Origin of the sequence: Peptostreptococcus sp. D1, from assembly GCF_900112955.1 — a bacterium.
Classification (GTDB): Bacteria; Bacillota; Clostridia; order Peptostreptococcales; family Peptostreptococcaceae; genus Peptostreptococcus.
Genome location: NZ_FONP01000003.1, coordinates 1 through 20,608, shown reverse-complemented (window position 1 = coordinate 20,608; position 20,608 = coordinate 1). Strand labels below are relative to the sequence as shown.

Here is a 20,608-nt window from a genome sequence, read left to right as displayed (position 1 = left end):
TTATACAACAAAATTTAGTTTTTTTATAGTTTTTTATAACAAATTAATTATTATTTTTTTTGAAATTAAATTTTCTATTTTGGATACTATTGCAAAAAATGCTAATTAAAATTCATTCCTATCATTTAGACTTTATTGTAATTTGAGATACATTTTATAAAAAGTATGATATAATTATATTCATAAATATATTCGTTACAATAATTTAGGTATAATTTTTTTGAATATAAGTTATGGAGGTGCTTTTATGAAAAAACTTATAAGTGTTGACGAGCTTTTCGAATTATTAAATTCAGAAAAAAAATATGTAATTTTAGATTGTAGATTCGATCTTATGAATAAAACTTATGGTATTGATTCCTACAAAAAATCACATATTAAAGGTGCTTTTTTAGTTGACATAGAAAATGATCTTGCGGAAAAGCCAAGTATTCATGGCGGTCGACATCCATTCACTAAAGTAGAAAGATTTGTGGAAATTATCAAATCATTTGGAATAGATAATGACACTACTGTAATCACCTACGATGATGGCGATTTACAAGGAGCCGGAAGATTAGTATATCAGCTTAATAGTATAGGTTTTGACAACGCAAGAGCATTAGATGGTGGTATCACTGCTTATATTCATAATGGTGGTGAAATTGAATCTAAGGAAAATATTCCAACAAAATCCAAGCAGGATTTAGATTTGAATTTAAAAAATGATATGATTGTAAATATGAATTACGTCAAATCAAAACTGTATGACGAAAATACTATATTGATTGACTCAAGATCAAATCCAAGATATCTTGGTCTTGAAGAACCAGTCGACAAGGTTGCAGGTCACATTCCAAGTGCAAAAAATTTCTTTTTTATGGATATTCTAAATATAGATGATATGAGAAACAGCTCTTTTAAATCAGATGAATTTCTAAAAGAACATTTCTCTTCACTTTTTAATGACAAGGAAAAGATTGTATATTGTGGCTCAGGTATATCGTTGATGGTGAATGCTCTAGCACTGGATAAACTTGGAATAGACTATAAGATTTACCCTGGTAGCTTTTCAGATTGGATAAGCTATGATGAAAACGAGGTAATGACAGGCGAGGAATAATCTGCTGTATTTTGCCTCTGGATACTAGATATAGAGGCACCACATTTTTTATGAAAAAATTTATGCTATATTTTATGCATAATTTGAATTTTTAATCAAATCTATTTCGAAACAACCATTATTTTAAAAAAATAGTGGTTGTTTTTATATATAATATTGATTTTGCCTTGCATTTAGGGTAAAATATAATATGTGAAAATGAAAATAAAATCATTGTATTTTATGGGGGGATTATATTTCAAAATTCAAATCATTTAGCAAATCATTTTATCAGGTCATCTGCACTTGTTATCAATATGTTGATTTGATACTTTTAGCCACTGCTGTTATGCCTTATTGGTTGGATATGCATTGGCTTTATAATGAAATGAATGATACATTTGTATTGTCATCAATCATAATTTTCACTTTGATAATGCAATTAATATAAATCGGGAGGAAACAAGATGTCTTTAAAAGTTAAACTGCAAGAAGGCTGGGAAAAATTTAAAACAAACAGAAAAATTCAAATTTATGTTGGTGCTGCAGCCGTCTTGATTATTGTAGCTGTTGGTGTTGGAATAATTTACAACAGTCATAACAAGGAAAAAGTTCCAGTTGTTCAAACCTATGTAATACCTGAAAACGAAAAAATATTTATTAATGGTCTAGTTGTTCCAAAGCAAAGCAAGGAAATCATGGGACCAGCAAATGGTACCACACCTGACATAAGAGTCAGCAATGGACAAAGCGTAAAGACTGGAGATGTATTATATATAGTAAAGGATGAGGCTGCTATCCAAGAAATTGCGTCTATAAAGACCCAAATCAGCAATCTAATTAGAGAAAAATCAACTCTTCAAACTGGAGATGTTGGAATTGTATCTATAAATAATCAAATATCAACTTTAAATACAAATCTTTCTGCTGCAAATGCAAAGGCTTATACAAAGGTAAAAGCTCCTTTTGATGGAAAAGTATATCTTCACACATCAGCAGGATCATCAACTGAAGCTTCTGCAACGAGCGGCTCTTTGATGACGGTTCAAACAACTGACTATGTAATGAATGGTCAAATAAGTGAGCAAGACCTTTCAAAGATTAGCAAAGATATGACTGCTGACGTAACTGTTCTTTCCACTGGTGATACTTTAAAAGGAAGAATTAGCTATATTTCCGATAGACCTGCAAGTGCTACTCAGCCTTCAGGCTCTACACAGGATACTGGTTCTCTATCATTTTATAATGTTGTTCTAGCATTCGACACTCAAGAAGGTGTAGTAGATGGATACCATACTCAGGCCACTATAGAGGTAAACTCTGACAAACATAAAATACCGAGCTCTGCAATCCTGAATTCTGGAGAAGAAGTTTATGTATTAGCTAACATTGAAGGTATATTAAAAAAAGTAAATATTGAAGTTATTTCGGAGGGTAATAACTATTCCGTTGTAACTGGAGATTTAAATCAAAATGATGTAATAATAAAGAACCCTACTCTACAAATGAAGGAAGGCGATCCTGCACCTGTTAATTCAGCGGCTGGTGAAGATAAAGAGGACGCCAAAGCAGATGACAAAGCTGAAGAAATGTAGTTAGAGGGTGACAGTATGCAAATCATTTTAGATAATGTACAGAAGTACTATAAAGTAGGGAAGGATAAGCTTCATGTACTAAAAAACTTAAACCTTGAAATCGAAGCTGGTGAATTTCTGATGATTATGGGTAAATCTGGTAGCGGTAAGACTACCCTACTAAACATATTGGGTTTTTTGGATACCTTAGACGAGGGTAAATACTATTTTGATGGTAATGACGTTAGTGGTTTGAAGGAGAATATGAGATCACAATACAGGGCTAACTATGTTGGGTATGTTTTTCAACAATTTAACCTAATTGAGACCTTGACTGTTTTCCAAAATATCGAAATTCCGCTGATTTATGCCGGAATGAAGGATAAGAACCAAAGAAAACTGCTTGTTGAAAAAAGACTTGAGGATGTTGGTTTATCCGATAAAGCAAATAGTTTTCCAAATCATCTGTCCGGAGGTCAACAGCAAAGAATTGCAATAGCTAGAGCCTTGGTAAACAATCCAAAACTGATTTTTGCTGATGAACCTACAGGTGCGTTGGATAGTGAAACTGGTCTAGACATAATGGGTCTATTATCTGACCTTAATAAATCTGGTACTACTATTATCATGGTTACACATGACCTTGATATGACAAAATATGCATCCAGAGTTGTCACACTCAAAGATGGATGCTTTGTTAAGGGGGATAAAATATGATTACATTAATAAAAAATTCCCTAGCCAATTTGAAGGGTCACAAATTGAGATTGGCAATTGCATTCATTTGGATAATTATAGGTATAACATCTGTTGTATTTGTAAGCTCTATGGGTAATGCAATGAGTGCTGTTTTTAAGCAATCCTTTAAAGCTGTAGCTCCTAGAGCGGCAATAATATATTTTGAACCATCTGATGATGCATATAAAACAAATCAGATCTTGTTTGATCCATTCAATACTTCTGATATCCAAATATTAAAGACCTTGGATGGAGTTGAAAAAATAGAGACTTCAGATAAATATGTTTCTCGAACTCCTACTTTCAGCACATCAAATGATGTTTATTCTGACATATCATATTTTGATAAAACTGGAGCAGGTTCATTTATCTCCTCTACTGAGGCCAAATACAAGGTCACAAAAGGGAGAGCTTTGACTCCTGCTGATGATGGAAAAAGAGTTATTGTACTTGAAAGCAATGTGGTTAAAGATATGTTTGAGGATGAAAATCCTATTGGAAAAGGTGTTACCATTAAAGGCTTGACATATGAAGTCGTTGGCATACTTGACGGTGATGTCGTGTACGATCCTGTTGAAAAGGGATTCAAAAAAAGAACTCAATTCGATACATCTTCATCCTCATCTGTAGTGCCTGAGCGTTCGTTCAATATAATAGCCGGAAAAATTGCCAACAACTCTTCTATCAACCAGGTTATCGTAACTGTTGCGGAAGGGTTTGAAATAAACGATGTTTCAGATTCCGTAGTTTCAGAATTAATATCTCTTCATCCTAATATAATGGGAGAATATAAAGTTCAAGATAGATCTAGTATTCAAAAATCTACTGAAGAGATGACAAAAGGAATCGATAAAACAGTTAAACTAATTACGATTATTGCTATGGTCGTAGGTGGTGTTGGTATAATGAATATTATGTATGTCTCTGTTATGGAAAGAAGTAAGGAAATAGGTATTAGAAGAGCTCTTGGAGCAAAGCCTAGATCTATTCTATTCCAGTTCTTAATAGAATCAGTATTCATTACTACTTGTGGTGGTGCTCTCGGAGTTATTGTAGGCTATGCCGTTACAATTTATTCTAAGAACGTTCTTCCGTTTAAACCAATTCCTAGCATCAACACCTTCCTATACGCTTTTATAGCAATCGTGTTAACTGGAATAATATTCGGTTTGGTGCCAGCACTAAAGGCATCAAAGGTCGATCCGGTTAAGATAATTTACAAATAAAGCTTTTATGTTAATTAAAGAGATTAATTCTACTTTAGAATTAATCTCTTTTTATAAGACAATATAAATTTCGATAGTATAATATTAAATTCAATCGAATTTTATCATATGGATTTATTTTTTTGAGGAGGAAAGCATGGCGAAAAATATTTTGCTAATAAAAAACGGAAGAATTATAAACCCTGCTACAGAACTCGATTCTGTATCTGACCTTCTAATTGTCGATGGTAAAGTGAGTGAAATAGCAAAAAACATCGACATCATGAAAGTAAAGGATGTAATAAAAAATGATGGAGCAAATTTTAAAGAATTAGATGCCTCAGACTGTATTGTTTCACCCGGTTTAATAGATACTCATGTTCACTTTAGAGATCCTGGATTCACTCATAAGGAAGATATAATTAGTGGTGCAAACGCTGCTGCTGCTGGTGGCTTTACAACAGTTGTCATGATGGCGAACACAAATCCCAAGGTAGACTCTGTAGAAGCCTTAAACTATGTCTACAACAAGGCAAAAAATGCAAAAATCAATGTATTACAGGAATCAGCACTCACACATGATTTCAAAGATAAGTTAGTTGACATGGATAGTTTACACAAAAATGGTGCTATAGGCTTTACTAACGATGGTGTTCCGATAATGAGTACAAAAATATTGAAGGAAGCTATGTTGAAGGCAAAAGAATTAGATACGATAATAGCCCTTCACGAGGAAGATAACAGCCTTATCTCTACTCATGGCATTAACGATGGCGTGATTTCTAAAGAATTAAAAATAAGTGGTGCCCCACGTGAATCTGAGGATGTAATGGTTGCTAGAGACTGTATTCTCGCATTAAACACTGGAGCAAGAATAGTAATACAGCATATTAGCTCTGGTAATTCAGTTGATTTTATAAGATATATAAAATCAATGGGTGCAAATGTAATCGCAGAGGTAACACCTCATCACTTTACACTGACAGAGGAAGCTATAATCGAACATGGAGCTCTGGCAAAAATGAATCCTCCTTTAAGAACTGCCTATGACAAGAAAAAAATAATAGAGGGATTGAAGGATGGCACTATTGAAATAATTGCAACTGATCATGCACCACATTCGTACAATGAGAAAAATGTTGAATTTTCAAAAGCCCCTAGTGGTATAATTGGACTCGAAACTGCACTTGCACTTGCTATTACGGAGTTAGAGAAAAAAGGACATCTTTCTTTAAGTCAAATATTAGCTAAATTTACTGTTAATCCATCAAAAATATATAAGCTTGGCAAAGGAGATATCAGTATTGGTAAAACTGCTGATATTTGTATTTTCAATAAAGATGAGCTGTTTACAGTTGAAAAATTTCATTCAAAATCATCAAACTCACCTTTCATTGGAAGGCAATTGTTTGGAAAAATAAAATACACAATTTGTAATGGAAAAATAGTATTTGCCGAATAATACGAGCATCAAAAAATAAAAATATGCTCCATCATCCTATACTAATCTATATTAAAAAGAATATGGAGCATATTTTTTTATATTTTAACTATTAAATTTTCTAGTTTTTTATTATTTTTATCAATTATTTTCTTGTATTCTGGATAATCAAGCTCTATATTATTCTTTAATTCATTATTTTTTGACATTAATTTTGCAATTTTCTTTTTAAGATCTCTTATATTCAATTCTGTATTAAACTCCAAAAATTCTCCTAGAAACATAGCATAAATCGTTGCTTGATTTGACAATTCTTTGCTTAGACATTCCAAACTGTCAATAACATCCTTTCCTCTCGCTTCATAGTTAGCCTGAATAGACATAGCTAACGAAATAATTGCCAACTCACTATATGCATCAAAAATATTTCTAATAATCTTTATTGTCGTAGAATCTGCAGTATCCAACATCTCAAAATAACCTGATGACAAATCCTTATTATCATCTAACTCAAAAAAGACATTTGAATCAAAAGCACACACTGGACAAATTGATGGAGGTTGATCTCCAATATGAAGATAACCACATTCTCTACACTTAAATTTCCTCATAATTGCACCTCTGCGATAAAATAATAACTTATTGATATAATAAAAGTATCAATTCTATTTACTACCTACCTTATTATACCATATTTTTACTAATTAGTTTATAAAAAAAACCATCTCTCTATATTTTCTTTCATATTTTTTTTATTATTAATATTAATAATATACCCTTTAACAATAAGATAATATATAGTAAAATATAATTAAGGAGGTTGAATATGACTAAAAAAAATAGAAAAAAAGATTCAAGTGCAAACATTAATTTTTCAAAAAATTCTAGAGGTAGGAAAAGAAGAAAAAGATTAAATATGAAAAAAGTTCTTTTGTTACTTCTAATTGTCGTTACAATCGGAGGATGTGTAAAAATTGCACTTGCTTATAGACATAAGCAAGAAATAACAAGAATTGAAATGGAAAACAAAGAAAAACTTAAAAAGCTTCTCGAAAACAACCAGGATAATCAAAAAGTTGTCGGTCAGAAAAAACAATTTAAAGAAAAAGTAGGTGTTGATGCCCAAAAAGTTTGGAATGCTTTGAATGCGTATGACTATGAGAACGGTGGAAAAAAAGAAGTTTTCTTGACATTCGATGATGGTCCATCAACAACAAATACGCCAAAGGTCTTAGAGATATTAAAAAACAACGGTGTAAAGGGAACTTTTTTCGTTATTGGTAGGTCATTGAGAATGGATGGTGCGCCAGAAATATTAAAGCAAATTTATGAAGAGGGTCATGCAATAGGTAACCATTCATATACTCACGACTATTCATATCTATATCCTTCAAGAGTGTTAAATATGAACAATTTTTTGGAAGACTTTAACAAAAACAGTAAATTAATCAATAAATCATTGGGTATGGATAACTTCTCCACAAGAGTTATTAGATGTCCAGGCGGGCAGTTATCTTGGAAAGAAACAACTCCATTAAATGAATACATGATTAAAAACAATATGGCGTCAATTGACTGGAATGCCTTAAATGGTGATGCAGAAGGTGCTAAAAAGAATGCAGATCAGCTTTATGATTTTGCTGTAAAATCAAGTGCAGGAAATAATTTGATAGTTTTGTTAATGCATGATACATACGGAAAAGAAGAAACTGTTAAATACTTAGATAAGATGATTAAATATTATAAAAGCAACGGATACGAATTTAAGACATTAGTATAAATTCATTTGCATTTATATATAATGCTTATGTAAGTATATCAGCTTTATAATCTTTTGTGAATATGCATAAAATGGGTTACGACATCGTAACCCATTTTTTATAATTCAAACTATATTTGTTTTCCTAATTTTCATGATTATATTCGTGTTCTAAATACTCTCTTTCAAGCTCTTTGTACTCTTCAATCAAGCTTTCATAATTTGGCAATGCTTCTTCATCTTCCAATTCAGTGCCATTCCAATCGGCATACATCATCTGATCGCCATTCGTCAAAATTATTCTTCCTACCTGTGTTGTATCATCAATCAATTCTAAAAAGTCCATCTGTGCTTCTACTACGCTTTCAGTCAATTCTATATCGTCATCAATACACTGCACTACCATCAATGGAAGCAAAAATCCATTATCGTCCTCTGTTACTACTGTAATATCAATAGTACCCTCTATACCTTCCTCATACTCTGATAGCGGTGTATCAACCTCAATCATATTTTCTGGCACACCCAATTCATCGATTAGATACTCTATTACTCTGTCCTTCACTAATTCTTTAGACATAATTATCTCCTTTCAAGTCTATTCTTTTAGTTTATTATAACATTCAAATGCATTAAAAGTCTATAATAAAGTTAAAGGAAAAATTAAGTCTAATGGTTTATTCTCTTTAGTAATTCGGGGTTAAATCTTTTAGATTTTTATGGAGGTAAAAAATGAAAAGAATTTTAAAAAGAATGTCGATGATTATAATGTCCATGATCATCTTGATGTCAGTGTCTCCCCTATCAAAAGCAGATGCGACATCTGAGGTCATCACTTTGGGAATAAACTTAAATAACACTCAAAAAAAAGAGATATTAAACTATTTTGGTGTAGATGAAAATAATCCGAATATTATCTATGTAAATAATAAGCAAGAGAGAAAATATTTGTCAGGCATAGCTCCAGAGGAACAAATAGGTAGAGTTACAATGTCATCTTCCTACGTTGTACCAACTAATGATGGTGGTATTAATGTAAAGACTTCAAATATAACTTGGGTTACAAGCTCAATGATAGCGTCTACATTGTCTACGGCCGGAGTGGAAAATGCAAACGTCGTAGCAGCAGCTCCGTTCCCTGTAAGTGGTACTGGTGCTCTAACAGGAATAATTATGGCATTTGAAAAGTCTTCTGGTGAAGTTCTGACTGAGAAAAAGAAAAAATTAGCAAATGAAGAGCTAATAACTACTGGAAACCTGGCAGAAAAAATCGGAAAAGACAAAGCTGCCGGAATAGTAAATGACGCAAAAAAGGAAGTAATAAAGGACAAAATAAAAGACGAAAAGCAAATTGAAAATGCAGTAAAAGAGGTAGCAAATAACTACAATGTAAATTTAACGACTGGCGATATAAATATTATTGTAAATCTGTTAAAAGATATTTCTAGTCAAAGCTACAATTACAATGACGTTAAAGATACATTGAATAATATTTCAGCAAATGTTATAAGCAAATTAAAGGAGTCTGGAGAAAATATTGATTTAAAAGGTTTCCAAAATACAATAAAATCTTTCTTGGATAATAATAAAGATGCTGCTAACTTTTTTAATAGGTTTGATGACTCAAAGTTGTCATCTGATGCTGTTATCAGCACTACTGCCGAAGGATTGAACACAGCTGCAAGCATTGCTGGCGATATTGGAAATCAAGTAAAGGAAAGTGGTTTTTTTGAAAAAATAGTCAATTTTATAAAATCACTTCTTCCTAGTAATTAACCCGAATAATATTAATAGTGAATTTGTAATTTATAACTAAAATACAAAAAACATTACAAAGCTTTAAAAAACGGCATACTCTATGATGCTCCAAATTAGATAATTCTTCTAACTATCTGATTCAGCATATAGTGAGTAAGCCGTTTTTTAAGATATATTTTAAGCTTTCAAATCAATGCTTAATTAAAATGATGGTATTACTGCTCCATTATATTTTTCTTCAATAAATTTCTTAACTTCTGGAGATGCAACAGCCTTGCTTAATGCTTTTATTTTTTCAGAATCCTTATTTTCCGGTTTAACAGCGATTATATTTGCATATGGAGAGTCTATCGATTCCAATGCTATAGAATCTTTAGCAGGGTTCAACTTCGCCTGCAATGCATAGTTTGAATTGATTACATCAAGATCAACATCTTTTAAAGCTGATGGCAGCTGTTCAGCAGCCAATTCTTTAATTTCAAGCTTCTTTGGATTCTCAACAATATCATTCTTATTCAACAGCTCTTTTCCAGTAGCAAGCTTTATTAGCCCCTCTTTTTCAAGTATTTTTAGTGCTCTTGATTCATTTGTAGGATCATTTGGTACAGCCACTATTCCACCATCTTTAACTTCTGATACTTTTTTTACCTTATCAGAATATACACCCATCGGCTCTATATGAACCTTAACTGTATACGTTAATTTCGTATTATTTTGAGCGTTAAACTCTTCCAGGTATGGTAAATGTTGGAAATAATTTGCATCTAATGTACCTTCATTCAATGCCTTGTTCGGCAATACATAGTCGTTAAACACCTTCACATTTACAGTATATCCCTCTTTTTCTAAAAGCGGTTTAACAGCTTCATTTAAAATCTCTGCATGAGGGCTAGGTGTAGCACCTATATTTATTACCTTTTCATCTGAAGATGATTTAGATTCACTTGAGTTATCTCCTGATTTTGCTCCACAAGCTACAAGACCTAATGATAATACGGCAACAGCCGCCAATGATAATATTTTTTTTGCTTTCATAAAATTCCTCCTAAAATAATTTTTTATATCAACAAACTTATTTTTAAAAAGTTTGCTTTTACCTTATTTTTATAATTTGTTATTTTTTAATTTATTTGCTCTGTTAATCTACTAGATAATATTAGCTTATTTTATTTTTTTGTACACAATATCTCCCAAGCCTTGAATAATCTGTACGATGATAACCAATGCGATAACAGTAAAAGTCATTACATTGTAATCAAAAGAGCTATATCCATAAGTCAGAGCAACATTACCCAATCCTCCAGCACCTACGACACCAGCCATCGCCGTATAGCTCAAAATTGATATAACTGAAAGAGTAATACCAGACACAATAGACGGCATAGCTTCTTTTACCATCACTTTAAAAATTATTTGAGTATTAGTAGCACCAAAAGATTTTGCTGCCTCAATTAGTCCTTTGTCGACTTCATCTAACGCACTTTCCATAAGTCTTGCTATGAAAGGTGCAGACCCTATTGTTATCGGAACAATAGCAGCTGTTTCCCCAATACTTGTTCCAACAATTAATCTTGTAAGTGGTATCATCGCAAAAATCAATATCATAAACGGAAAACTTCTTATTACATTTACCACAAATCCCAACACACAGTTTACTGCTTTATTCGGTTTTAATCCACCATCTTTTGTAATAACTAATATAATTGCCATAACAAACCCCATAATTGATGCTAATACAGTAGGTACTATTATCATATACAAGGTTTGTAAAATTGCTGGTGGAAATAAATTTGTAATATACTCATTAAAGCTCATCGTCTACCTCCTGCCATCTCATTCCAACATTTGTTAAGTATTGTTCAACCTTATCAAGTGACCCCTCTGGAATATTAATAATAAGTGATCCCAATATATCTTCTCTAAATTTTTCTAATTTGCCAAATACAATAGATACATCTATATCTAGCTCTCTTGCCATACCTGTGATTATCGATTTATTAGACAAATCATTTGTAAATAATAATTTCAAATTTGTTCCACTCGGAAGAACTATATTTTCTTCACCAAGCAATTTTCTCAGAGGTTTATTGTTATTTAAGAAAATATCTTCAGTATTTCCAATTTCAAGTATCTTTCCAGCATCCATAATTGCAGTTCTCGTACAAATCTGTTTTATAACCTCCATTTGGTGAGTTACCATCACTATTGTTATTCCAAGCTTTTCATTTATTTCCTGTAAAAGAGAAAGAATTGAATTAGTTGTTTTAGGATCAAGAGCTGACGTAGCCTCATCACAAAGCAATACAGAGGGACTCATTGTAAGTGCTCTCGCAATTGCTACCCTTTGTTTTTGACCTCCAGATAAATTTCTAGGCTTGTCATCTTTCTTATCTAATATGCCTACTAAATCAAGCAATTCCTCAACTCTTCTCTTTATCTCATCCCTAGGAAATCCAAAGCACTCCATTGGCAAAGCCACATTTTCAAATACTGTTTTTCTTTCCAGTAGTGAGAAATGTTGAAAAATCATTCCGAGATTTTTTCTTAGCTCCCTCAATTCTTTTTCATTGAGATTACCTACATTGTTACCATCTACTACTATATTTCCACTATCAAATGTTTCCAATCTATTTATACATCTCAAAAGCGTTGATTTACCCGCCCCACTATGTCCAATAATGCCGAAGATTTCTCCTTGTTCAATATCTACACTTACATCGGTCAGCACTTGATTTTCACCAAAATATTTATTCACATTTTTTATCTCAATCATTATTTAACTCCCTTTCTAAATTTTATAATTAATATATACCAAAAATTCTAAATTTTAATAAAAATTATCAAAAATTTATAAATATAATTTTAATCTGTATATTACAAATTTTATTATGTTTTTTTAAAAAATATAATAAAAAAGCCCGGAGTAAAATTCACACCAGACACGAAATTCTACTCATCTATCAACATAAAGTCGCTGGAATTAGCACCTTGATAAATATCAGGTTGCCGGGTTTCATAGGGCCAGTCCCTCCACCACTCTTGATAAGAGATGTATTTAATTTTTTACTATGCTATTTATGATATTACTAATGAGACAATTTGTCAATATATAATTTAAATATTTTTGTGTATTATTTAAATATTTTTCATAATCAGAATATAAATATTAAACAATAATGTTGCAACTATTAGTATTAGAGCACCATAATCAATTATATAATTAATTTTATTTTTGTTTTCCTTTATTCTATTATTTTTTATTGAGCTATATATTCCAAACAGCATTATCAGTAATCCTAAAATTGCTGTAAGTCTTGAAAATAGATTATTAGAAACATATTTTGAATACATTAGTAAAATAAATCCAACACCCAGCATAAAAGTTGTGTTTTTTGTTAGATCTAAAGCTTTTGATTCTTTTTCTATTTTATTATTTGTAGTCATAACTTTATAGTAAGGTTTTTGTTTTTTCTTATTTTTAGACATTATCTATTCCTCCAAAATCACAATCATAACAGCAGAAAAACTGTAAACAAAGGTATATAAGTATATAACATAAAATATTTTTTATCTAAATCACCACTGTTTTATACATCGATATTTTTATTTTTCAAAGAGCTTTCGCCCTTTAATTATATCATAATTTCACACAATAATAAACAGACACATTCACGAATCTATACATGAAAAATATTTTATTCTTTTAGTAATAATTGTATGTTATAATAAAAATATTAATATTCTATCTGAAAGGAGAAAATATGTCTAGACGTCAAAGAAAATTAAAAGAAAGAAAGAATAAAGTAAATCTAAGATTAACATTAGGGATTATTTTTCTTATTATTGCTCTATGTCTCTTCTTATCAAAGCCATTAAAAAGTCATTTATTAAATGAAAATATCAGTGAATACGAGAGTAATAAAAGCAAAATATTGATTAATGCATCAAAAAATGCTAAAAACAAGGAAAAAAATATTTCCAAAGCAGATTATAATTTTGACAATGTTGAAAGATTGAGTCTTCAAACGGTTGTAAATGCAAAAAATAAGGTTAATTTTAACAATGCTAGTGGTGCAATAGCAATACCAGCTATTAATTTAAGCCTTCCTATTTTCGATGCACTGAACAATTACAATCTTGCTTATGGTGCTGGTACTATGAAGGAAAATCAAGTAATGGGTAGCGGAAATTATGCACTGGCAGGACATAATTATCCAGACTCTCCAAAAATTTTATTCTCACCATTGGCAAAAATTAATCAAGGAAATATAATTTATTTGACTGATTTTAGCTTTATTTATATTTATGATACATTATCTATAACGACAATCAAACCAACACAGGTTGATGTAATAAACGATTCTGAGGGAATAACAGAGCTTACTCTTATCACTTGTAATGACGATGGTAGCCTAAGGTATATGGTTAAAGCAACGTATAGTGGAAAAATACCAGCTTCTGATGCAAATCAGGACATGAAAAATGCTTTTGGTTATGACTTTAATTAAACCTTTTTAATACATACAATCAGCATTCTACAAATTGATAATTATTGGCAAACAAGAAAACTAGCACATTTATTTTTAATAGATGTGCTAGCTTATTATCGTACTATTTTGTAAAAAAATCTTCAATTTTTTGACCAAAAGTTTTTCTGTTTCCAGTAACAGCCTCTCCAGCTTCTTTTGCAAATTCTTTCAATAGGCTTACCTGCTTATCTGTCAATTTTTTTGGCACTTCCACATTTACCTTGACATATTGATCACCTCTGCCCTGAGAATTAAGCTTTTGAACTCCCTTGCCTTTCAATCTAAATACAGTTCCTGTTTGAGTTCCTTCAGGAATTGAGTATTTAACGTCACCATCTACGGTTGGAACTTGTATATCATCACCCAATGCTGCTTGAACAAACGATATTGGCATATTCATATAAATATCAAAGCCATCTCTCTGGAACATCTTATGATCTCTGACATTTATTATTAAAATTAAATCTCCTCTCGGTCCACCAAGCTCTCCATATTCACCTTGACCTGCAAGTCTGATAGCCTGTCCATCATCAATGCCTGCTGGAATGTCTACCTCTACTGTTTTTGTTTTTCTAACATAGCCTTTTCCATGACAATTCGTACATGGACTTTCTATTTCCTCTCCTGTACCATGACAAGTTGGACATTCTCTTTGTGTTGCTATGTTTCCAAATGGGGTATTCTTTACATCTCTTACCACACCAGATCCATTACATGTTTGGCAGGTTTTTTTAGATGTACCCGGCTTCGCTCCTGTACCATGACACACATCACACTCTTCATTTCTCGTAACCTTTATCGATACTTTTTTACCGAAAACAGCATCCAAGAAATCCAACGTTATAGATTGTCTGATATCATCGCCTCTCCTAGGACCACGTCTTGAAGAACCACTGAAGCCTCCAAATCCACCAAAGCCTCTTCCGCCACCGAATACATCTCCAAACATATCGAAAATATCTTCAAAGCCGCCAGCACCGCTAAATCCTCCAGCACCTCCGAAACCACCTTGTCCATTAAAAGCATCTGCACCATACTGATCATACATTCTCCTTTTTTCAGGATCAGATAGTATTTCATATGCCTCATTTACTTCTTTAAATCTTTCCTCAGCTTCTTTGTCATCGGGGTTTTTGTCAGGATGGTATTTCATAGCCATTTTTCTATATGCTTTTTTTATTTCCTTTTCATCAGCGGATTTCGATACCCCTAGTATTTCATAAAAATCTTTATTTGACGCCATGATAGCACCTACTTTCCTAAATTATTTTGACATTATTTTTTACAGAAACAATAGCTTGTAGAAAAACTACAAGCCATTGATATCTAAAACAATTTATTATTTATCATCAACTTCTGTAAAATCAGCATCTACTACATTATCATCTTTTGGATCTGATTGACCTTCAGATTCTGCTGCCTGTCCCTGCTGAGCTTGAGCATTGGCATATATTTCCTGTGATATTTTTTGGAACTTATTCATTAGTTCATCAATTGCACCCCTTATTTCATCTACAGTGGCATCCTGCTTATCTTTAACCTCTCTAACCTTTGCAATCGCAGCTTCTATCTCGCTCTTATCTTCTGCCTTTATATTTTCACCATGCTCGTTAAGAGTTTGCTCAGTCTGATATGCAACTGATTCAGCATGGTTAACAGCTTCAATTTTTTCTTTTTTCTGCTTATCTGCCTCTGCATTTGCTTCAGCTTCTTTTATCTTCTTTTCAATTTCTTCTTCAGACATATTTGTGTTTGAAGTTATTGTTATTTTCTGTTCCTTACCAGTTCCAAGATCCTTTGCTGTAACGTTAACAATACCATTTGCATCTATATCGAAAGTTACTTCTATCTGAGGAACTCCTCTTCTTGCCGGTGGAATATTTGTAAGCTGGAATCTACCAAGAGTTGTATTGTCATATGACATTGCTCTTTCACCCTGAAGAACATGAATATCAACTACTGTTTGATTATCAGCTGCAGTAGAGAATACCTGAGATTTCTTAGTAGGTATAGTAGTATTTCTTTCTATAATCTTTGTAAATACATTACCTAATGTTTCTATTCCTAGAGAAAGTGGAGTTACATCTAGCAACAATATATCATTTACTTCACCTGTCAACACACCAGCCTGTACAGATGCTCCAGCTGCAACACATTCATCTGGATTTATTCCCTTGTGAGGCTCTTTTCCTATAAAATTCTTAACGGCTTCTTGAACTGCTGGTATTCTTGTAGATCCACCAACCAATAAAACATCATCTATTTCAGAAACCGAAATTCCAGCATCCTTTATAGCCTGCTTTGTAGGCTCCATACTCTTAGCAACAAGAGATGCTGTTAATTCGTTGAATTTTGCTCTCGTAAGGTCGATGTTTAAGTGCTTTGGACCTTCTGCTGTTGCTGTAATAAATGGTAAATTGATGTTTGTAGTCATTGTTGAAGATAGCTCTTTTTTTGCCTTTTCAGCTGCTTCTTTTAATCTCTGTAAAGACATTTTGTCGCTTCTTAGGTCAACACCATCTGATTTCTTAAACTCATCAGCCAAATAGTCGATGATAATTTTATCGAAGTCATCACCACCAAGTCTATTATTACCTGCTGTAGCAAGAACCTCAAAGGTACCATCTCCAATTTCAAGAATTGAAACGTCGAATGTACCTCCACCAAGGTCAAACACTAATATTTTCTTTTCTTGCTCCAATTTATCCATACCATAAGCCAATGAAGCCGCTGTTGGTTCATTTATAATTCTCTTTACTTCAAGTCCAGCTATTTTACCAGCATCCTTTGTCGCCTGTCTTTGAGCGTCTGTAAAATATGCTGGAACTGTAATTACAGCCTCTGTAACCTTTTCTCCCAAATAGCTTTCAGCATCAGCCTTTAGCTTCTGAAGAATAATTGCAGAAATTTCCTGTGGAGTGTATGCCTTTCCATCAATATCCACTTTGTAATCAGTACCCATATGAGTTTTTATTGAAGTTATTGTTCTCTCAGCATTTGTAACTGCCTGTCTTTTTGCTGGTTCACCAACTATTCTTTCTCCATCCTTTGTGAAAGCCACAACAGAAGGAGTCGTTCTCATACCTTCGTTATTTGGTATTATTACAGGCTCTCCACCTTCCAAAACTGCGACACATGAGTTTGTAGTACCCAAATCTATTCCTATTACCTTTGACATTTTATTACCTCCAAAAATTTTTTCTAAATTAATATATTATTTTTTTATTATTGTAAATATTTTTTAATATTTCATACTATATTTTATTTACTCTTAGTAATGATTATCTTTTCTTAATCTGATATTATAAATTATCATATATTATCAGCTTGAAACCTTAACCATGGCAGCTCTTAAAACTTTTTTACCAAGCTTATAGCCTCTCTGAAGTACCATTGTCACCTTTCCAGCTTCAAATTCTTCGCTAGGCTCCTGAAGTACTGCCATATGAAAATTATGATCAAAATCATCCCCCATCTTAGGGTATATTTCTTCCAAGCCTTGCTTAGCAAGTACATCAATCAATTGTTTGTATACTAAATCCACACCTTGATACATAGAAGACTCTTTCTCATCAAATGATGATAATGCTCTCTCCATATTGTCAATTATTGGAATTAGCTCACTCATTATTTTTTCATTTGCAAACAAACCGATTGTCAACTTTTCCTCTGATGTTCTTCTTCTGTAATTTGAATACTCAGCATTTAACCTAAGATAAGCATCTTCTTTATCTTTGATTGTTTTTTCCAGTAAGCCAATCCTTAGTGCTGGTTCAGATTCTTCATTTTGTGAGTTTTCATCGTCATTGGAGCATATTCCATCAGATTCAGATTCTAAAACTTCTTTATCTGAACAGCTCTCTTGCTCCAAGTTTACATTCTTGTCAATCTCTTCACTCACAGCTACATCATCTTGAAGATTATCAATATCTTTCTTTTCATTTTCCATTTTTACACCCCTTTACCCTATCACTTACCATCAAGCAGCAAGCTCATATAATTTAATATAGAATATACTTTCGAATAATCCATTCTAGTAGGTCCAATAAAGCTAATTTTACCTTGCATATTATCTTGAACATTATAGGTCGCTGTTATAATACTCAAATCGGTACTAATATTATTTTCACCATTTCCGATTACAATGTTTAAATTATCTTTCTGTATTCCTTTTGTTCCAATCATTTTGGCAATGTGGTCCTTTTCCTCTAGCATATTTAAAAATGATTTTGCCTTTACCATATCATTAAACTCAGGATAATTGAATATATTCGTAGCTCCATTCAAAGAAATTTTGAAATCTTCATCTGCCACATCGTTTAATAAATCAATCAAGTCATCTACTATATCAGAATATTCTCCAATTTCATATTTAATATACTCAATCATATTTTCATCCAAATCACCAATTTTTTTACCAGATAGTTTGTTCGTCAAGTTTGATGATATTACATTTAATTTGGCCTGAGGTAGCTCTTCTGTAGTAATAAATTCTTGACTCTTTATTTCACCATCCTCGGACACCACGATCAAAAGTATTTTATCCACTGACAAGTTCACAAGCTGAATATATTTTATTATTGAAGTTTCACTATGATTGTCGTAAACGGTTATAGTCGTATAGTTAGTTAAACTTGATAATAATTTCGAAAGTTCTTCAATTAAACTATCTACCTTCTCAAAATTACTTTTAATACATTTCTGAATAATTTCTTTTTCATGAGCTTCTAATTCACTGTTTCCCATCAAAAAATCTACATATAATATATATCCTTTTTGTGTTGGTATTCTTCCTGCTGATGTATGTGGTTGTACCAAATATCCCATATCTTCAAGGTCAGACATTTCATTTCTAATAGTAGCAGCTGATATACCCAGATTGTATTTCTTAGACAATGTCCTTGAACCGACTGCCTCAGCCGTCTCTATATAGTCCTTCACTATGGCCTTAAGTATATTTAATTGTCTTTCAGTAAGATCCATAGTATCACCTTCTCTCATAAACTTAAATCATTCTTTTGTTATCACTCATTTAACTAGAGTGCTAAAACTATCTAATACATTTATACCACTATTTAAAATATATGTCAACAATTTTTTTAAAAAAATTAAATAAAGAAAATTACTCTATAAACAACATCCTTTTCATTTAATTTCAAATACAAACCAACAAATTGATATGTACTAAATAATACAAATTAGGTATAAAATTCTTTATTGACATATATTAATCTCCTTTTCTCTTATAGCTTCATTCCCTTGATTGAATCCCAATTTGCATTGATTTCATCAACGGTCATATCCTTTAGACTATCCACAGATATCGTAGTATTCTTATCAGTAGTCTTGGGTGTGTTTCCTTTTAACCTTTCAGTAACAGCCCTTTCAACTGCACTATCAAATTTTTCTTTAAACAGCTTGATATTTTCATTTGTTGCTTCAGCATTTTCACCCATTAAAAAAGAACTAAATTCAACATCAAGCCCTTGTTTACCAAGTTCTTTTACTGTTTCTAGTTCCAATTGGTCTCTTTGAAATTTTATTCTTTCCTGTTCAAATTCCTGTTTTTCTTTTTCAAATTTAGCTTTTGCCCTTTCGTCTGCTGTCATCTTAGCAAGCTTCTCAGCCTCTGATTTTTCATCCTCTAGCTTCTTTTCATATTCCTTTTGCCATTTCAGCTCAGCAGTTTTCATAGCCTGTGTAACCCTTTTATCAGATTCAGATTGAATTAATTTCTGCAACTCCTCATCCGTATAAGTTTTACCCTCTTTTGCATCTGGTGGATTATTTTCCTCACCATTACCAGCTCCTGTATCCTCTGCCAAAAGCTGTAAATTCATTCTTATTAGTCCCTGTAAGTTATCTCTCATCCCTTATAGTTACTCCTTTCATTGTAATAAAATAAGACCTTTTAACGACGTGTCTAGGTCGATATATACTTTCTCTATCTCCACATAAGAAATAGAGTTAATCCACTTTTTTATTTCCTTTTCCCTAATTCTTTTGCTAATGAAATTCTTCTTGACAACACTTCTTCATAATTTTTCATAACATAGTACTGTGCGTACATTAAACCTAGTTCATCAGCCGTAAGACCTTCAAGCGTTTTTATGCCTTTGTATAATTTTTCTAACCTTCCTGTAAGTTCTATATATTCCTGTTCCATTCTTTCAATGTAATTCATCATTTTACCTCTCTTTCTTTTTTTACAATTTCTAAATTATTATCAATTAATACTGTATACAACGCATTTCCTAGCCTTGTTACTGTATCTTCATCTAAGCTATCAATTGAATACATTCTTTCGATTCCATGCAACACCTCATGTATTAAAGTTGCTTGTTTCTGTTCATCTGAAAATTCATTATTTAAATAAATTTTATTTTTATCAAAATGAATCTCTCCATAGCAGTCGCCACTTACTACATTCAATCTTGCCTTTTCTTTTTCAATGTGTTCAATATCAAATTCTTTCCAACCTATTTTTATTTTATTCATCATTTTAAATATCTCCGCTTAATGT

At 32.1% G+C, this 20,608-nt stretch carries 21 protein-coding genes and 1 riboswitch; of the genes, 8 read left to right on the top strand and 13 right to left on the bottom strand.

What is annotated here, in order from left to right; genetic code table 11:
* The first annotated feature begins 247 nt into the window (after positions 1-247).
* The 5 genes from BM120_RS03855 to BM120_RS03835 all read left to right on the top strand — a co-directional run bounded on the left by BM120_RS03855 (position 248) and on the right by BM120_RS03835 (position 6,060).
* On the top strand, positions 248-1,102 hold the full coding sequence (locus tag BM120_RS03855; RefSeq protein ID WP_091993431.1) for a sulfurtransferase: 855 nt from the start codon (positions 248-250) through the stop codon (positions 1,100-1,102).
* 446 nt (positions 1,103-1,548) lie between these two features.
* The gene (locus tag BM120_RS03850) at positions 1,549-2,676 is read left to right on the top strand and encodes an efflux RND transporter periplasmic adaptor subunit (RefSeq protein ID WP_091993429.1); all 1,128 of its coding nucleotides are present in this window, start codon (positions 1,549-1,551) and stop codon (positions 2,674-2,676) included.
* Between the two features lie 15 nt (positions 2,677-2,691).
* The gene (locus BM120_RS03845) at positions 2,692-3,372 is read left to right on the top strand and encodes an ABC transporter ATP-binding protein (protein ID WP_091993427.1); all 681 of its coding nucleotides are present in this window, start codon (positions 2,692-2,694) and stop codon (positions 3,370-3,372) included.
* Positions 3,369-4,619: an ABC transporter permease gene (locus BM120_RS03840; protein ID WP_091993426.1), complete on the top strand. Its 1,251-nt coding sequence runs from the start codon at positions 3,369-3,371 to the stop codon at positions 4,617-4,619. The genes BM120_RS03845 and BM120_RS03840 overlap by 4 nt, the downstream gene beginning before the upstream one ends.
* Positions 4,620-4,755: 136 nt before the next feature.
* Complete coding sequence (locus tag BM120_RS03835; protein WP_091993424.1) at positions 4,756-6,060, top strand: dihydroorotase; 1,305 nt, start codon at positions 4,756-4,758, stop codon at positions 6,058-6,060.
* A 77-nt stretch (positions 6,061-6,137) separates the two neighbouring features.
* On the opposite strand, the gene BM120_RS03830 is transcribed toward BM120_RS03835, so the two are convergent.
* A complete protein-coding gene (locus BM120_RS03830) occupies positions 6,138-6,650 on the bottom strand; it encodes a rubredoxin-like domain-containing protein (RefSeq protein ID WP_091993423.1) in 513 nt (170 codons plus the stop codon).
* 215 nt (positions 6,651-6,865) lie between these two features.
* Here BM120_RS03830 and BM120_RS03825 point away from each other — a divergent pair, with 215 nt between their 5' ends.
* On the top strand, positions 6,866-7,819 hold the full coding sequence (locus BM120_RS03825; protein WP_091993421.1) for a polysaccharide deacetylase family protein: 954 nt from the start codon (positions 6,866-6,868) through the stop codon (positions 7,817-7,819).
* A gap of 124 nt (positions 7,820-7,943) precedes the next feature.
* Here BM120_RS03825 and BM120_RS03820 read toward each other — a convergent pair whose 3' ends face one another.
* The gene (locus BM120_RS03820; RefSeq protein WP_091993419.1) at positions 7,944-8,378 is read right to left on the bottom strand and encodes a type I restriction enzyme HsdR N-terminal domain-containing protein; all 435 of its coding nucleotides are present in this window, start codon (positions 8,376-8,378) and stop codon (positions 7,944-7,946) included.
* 152 nt (positions 8,379-8,530) lie between these two features.
* Between BM120_RS03820 and BM120_RS03815 the strand changes: the two genes are divergently transcribed.
* Positions 8,531-9,574 carry a DUF1002 domain-containing protein gene (locus BM120_RS03815; protein WP_091993418.1) on the top strand — a complete coding sequence of 348 codons (1,044 nt, stop codon included), beginning with the start codon at positions 8,531-8,533 and terminating at the stop codon, positions 9,572-9,574.
* A gap of 183 nt (positions 9,575-9,757) precedes the next feature.
* Here the strand turns inward: BM120_RS03815 and BM120_RS03810 are convergent, their stop codons facing one another.
* The 4 genes from BM120_RS03810 to BM120_RS03795 all read right to left on the bottom strand — a co-directional run bounded on the left by BM120_RS03810 (position 9,758) and on the right by BM120_RS03795 (position 13,042).
* Positions 9,758-10,591, bottom strand: a complete 834-nt coding sequence (locus BM120_RS03810) for a MetQ/NlpA family ABC transporter substrate-binding protein (protein ID WP_091993416.1) — start codon at positions 10,589-10,591, stop codon at positions 9,758-9,760.
* Positions 10,592-10,717: 126 nt separating this feature from the next.
* Positions 10,718-11,371, bottom strand: coding sequence for a methionine ABC transporter permease (locus BM120_RS03805; protein WP_091993415.1), 654 nt, complete (start codon positions 11,369-11,371; stop codon positions 10,718-10,720).
* Entirely contained in the window at positions 11,361-12,329 is a 969-nt protein-coding gene (locus BM120_RS03800; RefSeq protein WP_091993413.1) for a methionine ABC transporter ATP-binding protein, read from the bottom strand. Before BM120_RS03800 ends, BM120_RS03805 begins: the two co-directional genes overlap by 11 nt.
* A 177-nt stretch (positions 12,330-12,506) precedes the next feature.
* Positions 12,507-12,605: riboswitch (SAM riboswitch) on the bottom strand.
* Between the two features lie 86 nt (positions 12,606-12,691).
* Complete coding sequence (locus BM120_RS03795; protein WP_091993412.1) at positions 12,692-13,042, bottom strand: hypothetical protein; 351 nt, start codon at positions 13,040-13,042, stop codon at positions 12,692-12,694.
* Positions 13,043-13,317: 275 nt separating this feature from the next.
* Here BM120_RS03795 and BM120_RS03790 point away from each other — a divergent pair, with 275 nt between their 5' ends.
* Positions 13,318-14,064, top strand: coding sequence for a class A sortase (locus BM120_RS03790; RefSeq protein WP_091993410.1), 747 nt, complete (start codon positions 13,318-13,320; stop codon positions 14,062-14,064).
* Positions 14,065-14,167: 103 nt separating this feature from the next.
* Here the strand turns inward: BM120_RS03790 and dnaJ are convergent, their stop codons facing one another.
* The 7 genes from dnaJ to BM120_RS03760 all read right to left on the bottom strand — a co-directional run bounded on the left by dnaJ (position 14,168) and on the right by BM120_RS03760 (position 20,586).
* The gene (gene dnaJ / locus BM120_RS03785) at positions 14,168-15,328 is read right to left on the bottom strand and encodes a molecular chaperone DnaJ (RefSeq protein WP_091993409.1); all 1,161 of its coding nucleotides are present in this window, start codon (positions 15,326-15,328) and stop codon (positions 14,168-14,170) included.
* A gap of 96 nt (positions 15,329-15,424) precedes the next feature.
* Positions 15,425-17,263 (bottom strand): molecular chaperone DnaK, encoded by a 1,839-nt coding sequence (gene dnaK / locus BM120_RS03780; protein WP_091993407.1) that lies wholly within the window; start codon positions 17,261-17,263, stop codon positions 15,425-15,427.
* A gap of 144 nt (positions 17,264-17,407) precedes the next feature.
* On the bottom strand, positions 17,408-18,034 hold the full coding sequence (gene grpE, locus BM120_RS03775) for a nucleotide exchange factor GrpE (protein WP_091993405.1): 627 nt from the start codon (positions 18,032-18,034) through the stop codon (positions 17,408-17,410).
* A gap of 20 nt (positions 18,035-18,054) precedes the next feature.
* On the bottom strand, positions 18,055-19,068 hold the full coding sequence (hrcA, locus tag BM120_RS03770; RefSeq protein ID WP_091993403.1) for a heat-inducible transcriptional repressor HrcA: 1,014 nt from the start codon (positions 19,066-19,068) through the stop codon (positions 18,055-18,057).
* A 260-nt stretch (positions 19,069-19,328) separates the two neighbouring features.
* Positions 19,329-19,955 (bottom strand): DUF4355 domain-containing protein, encoded by a 627-nt coding sequence (locus BM120_RS03765; protein ID WP_091993401.1) that lies wholly within the window; start codon positions 19,953-19,955, stop codon positions 19,329-19,331.
* A gap of 110 nt (positions 19,956-20,065) precedes the next feature.
* Positions 20,066-20,269, bottom strand: coding sequence for a crAss001_48 related protein (locus BM120_RS10860; RefSeq protein WP_177187367.1), 204 nt, complete (start codon positions 20,267-20,269; stop codon positions 20,066-20,068).
* Entirely contained in the window at positions 20,269-20,586 is a 318-nt protein-coding gene (locus BM120_RS03760; protein ID WP_091993400.1) for a hypothetical protein, read from the bottom strand. The genes BM120_RS10860 and BM120_RS03760 overlap by 1 nt, the downstream gene beginning before the upstream one ends.
* Between the last annotated feature and the right edge of the window lie 22 nt (positions 20,587-20,608).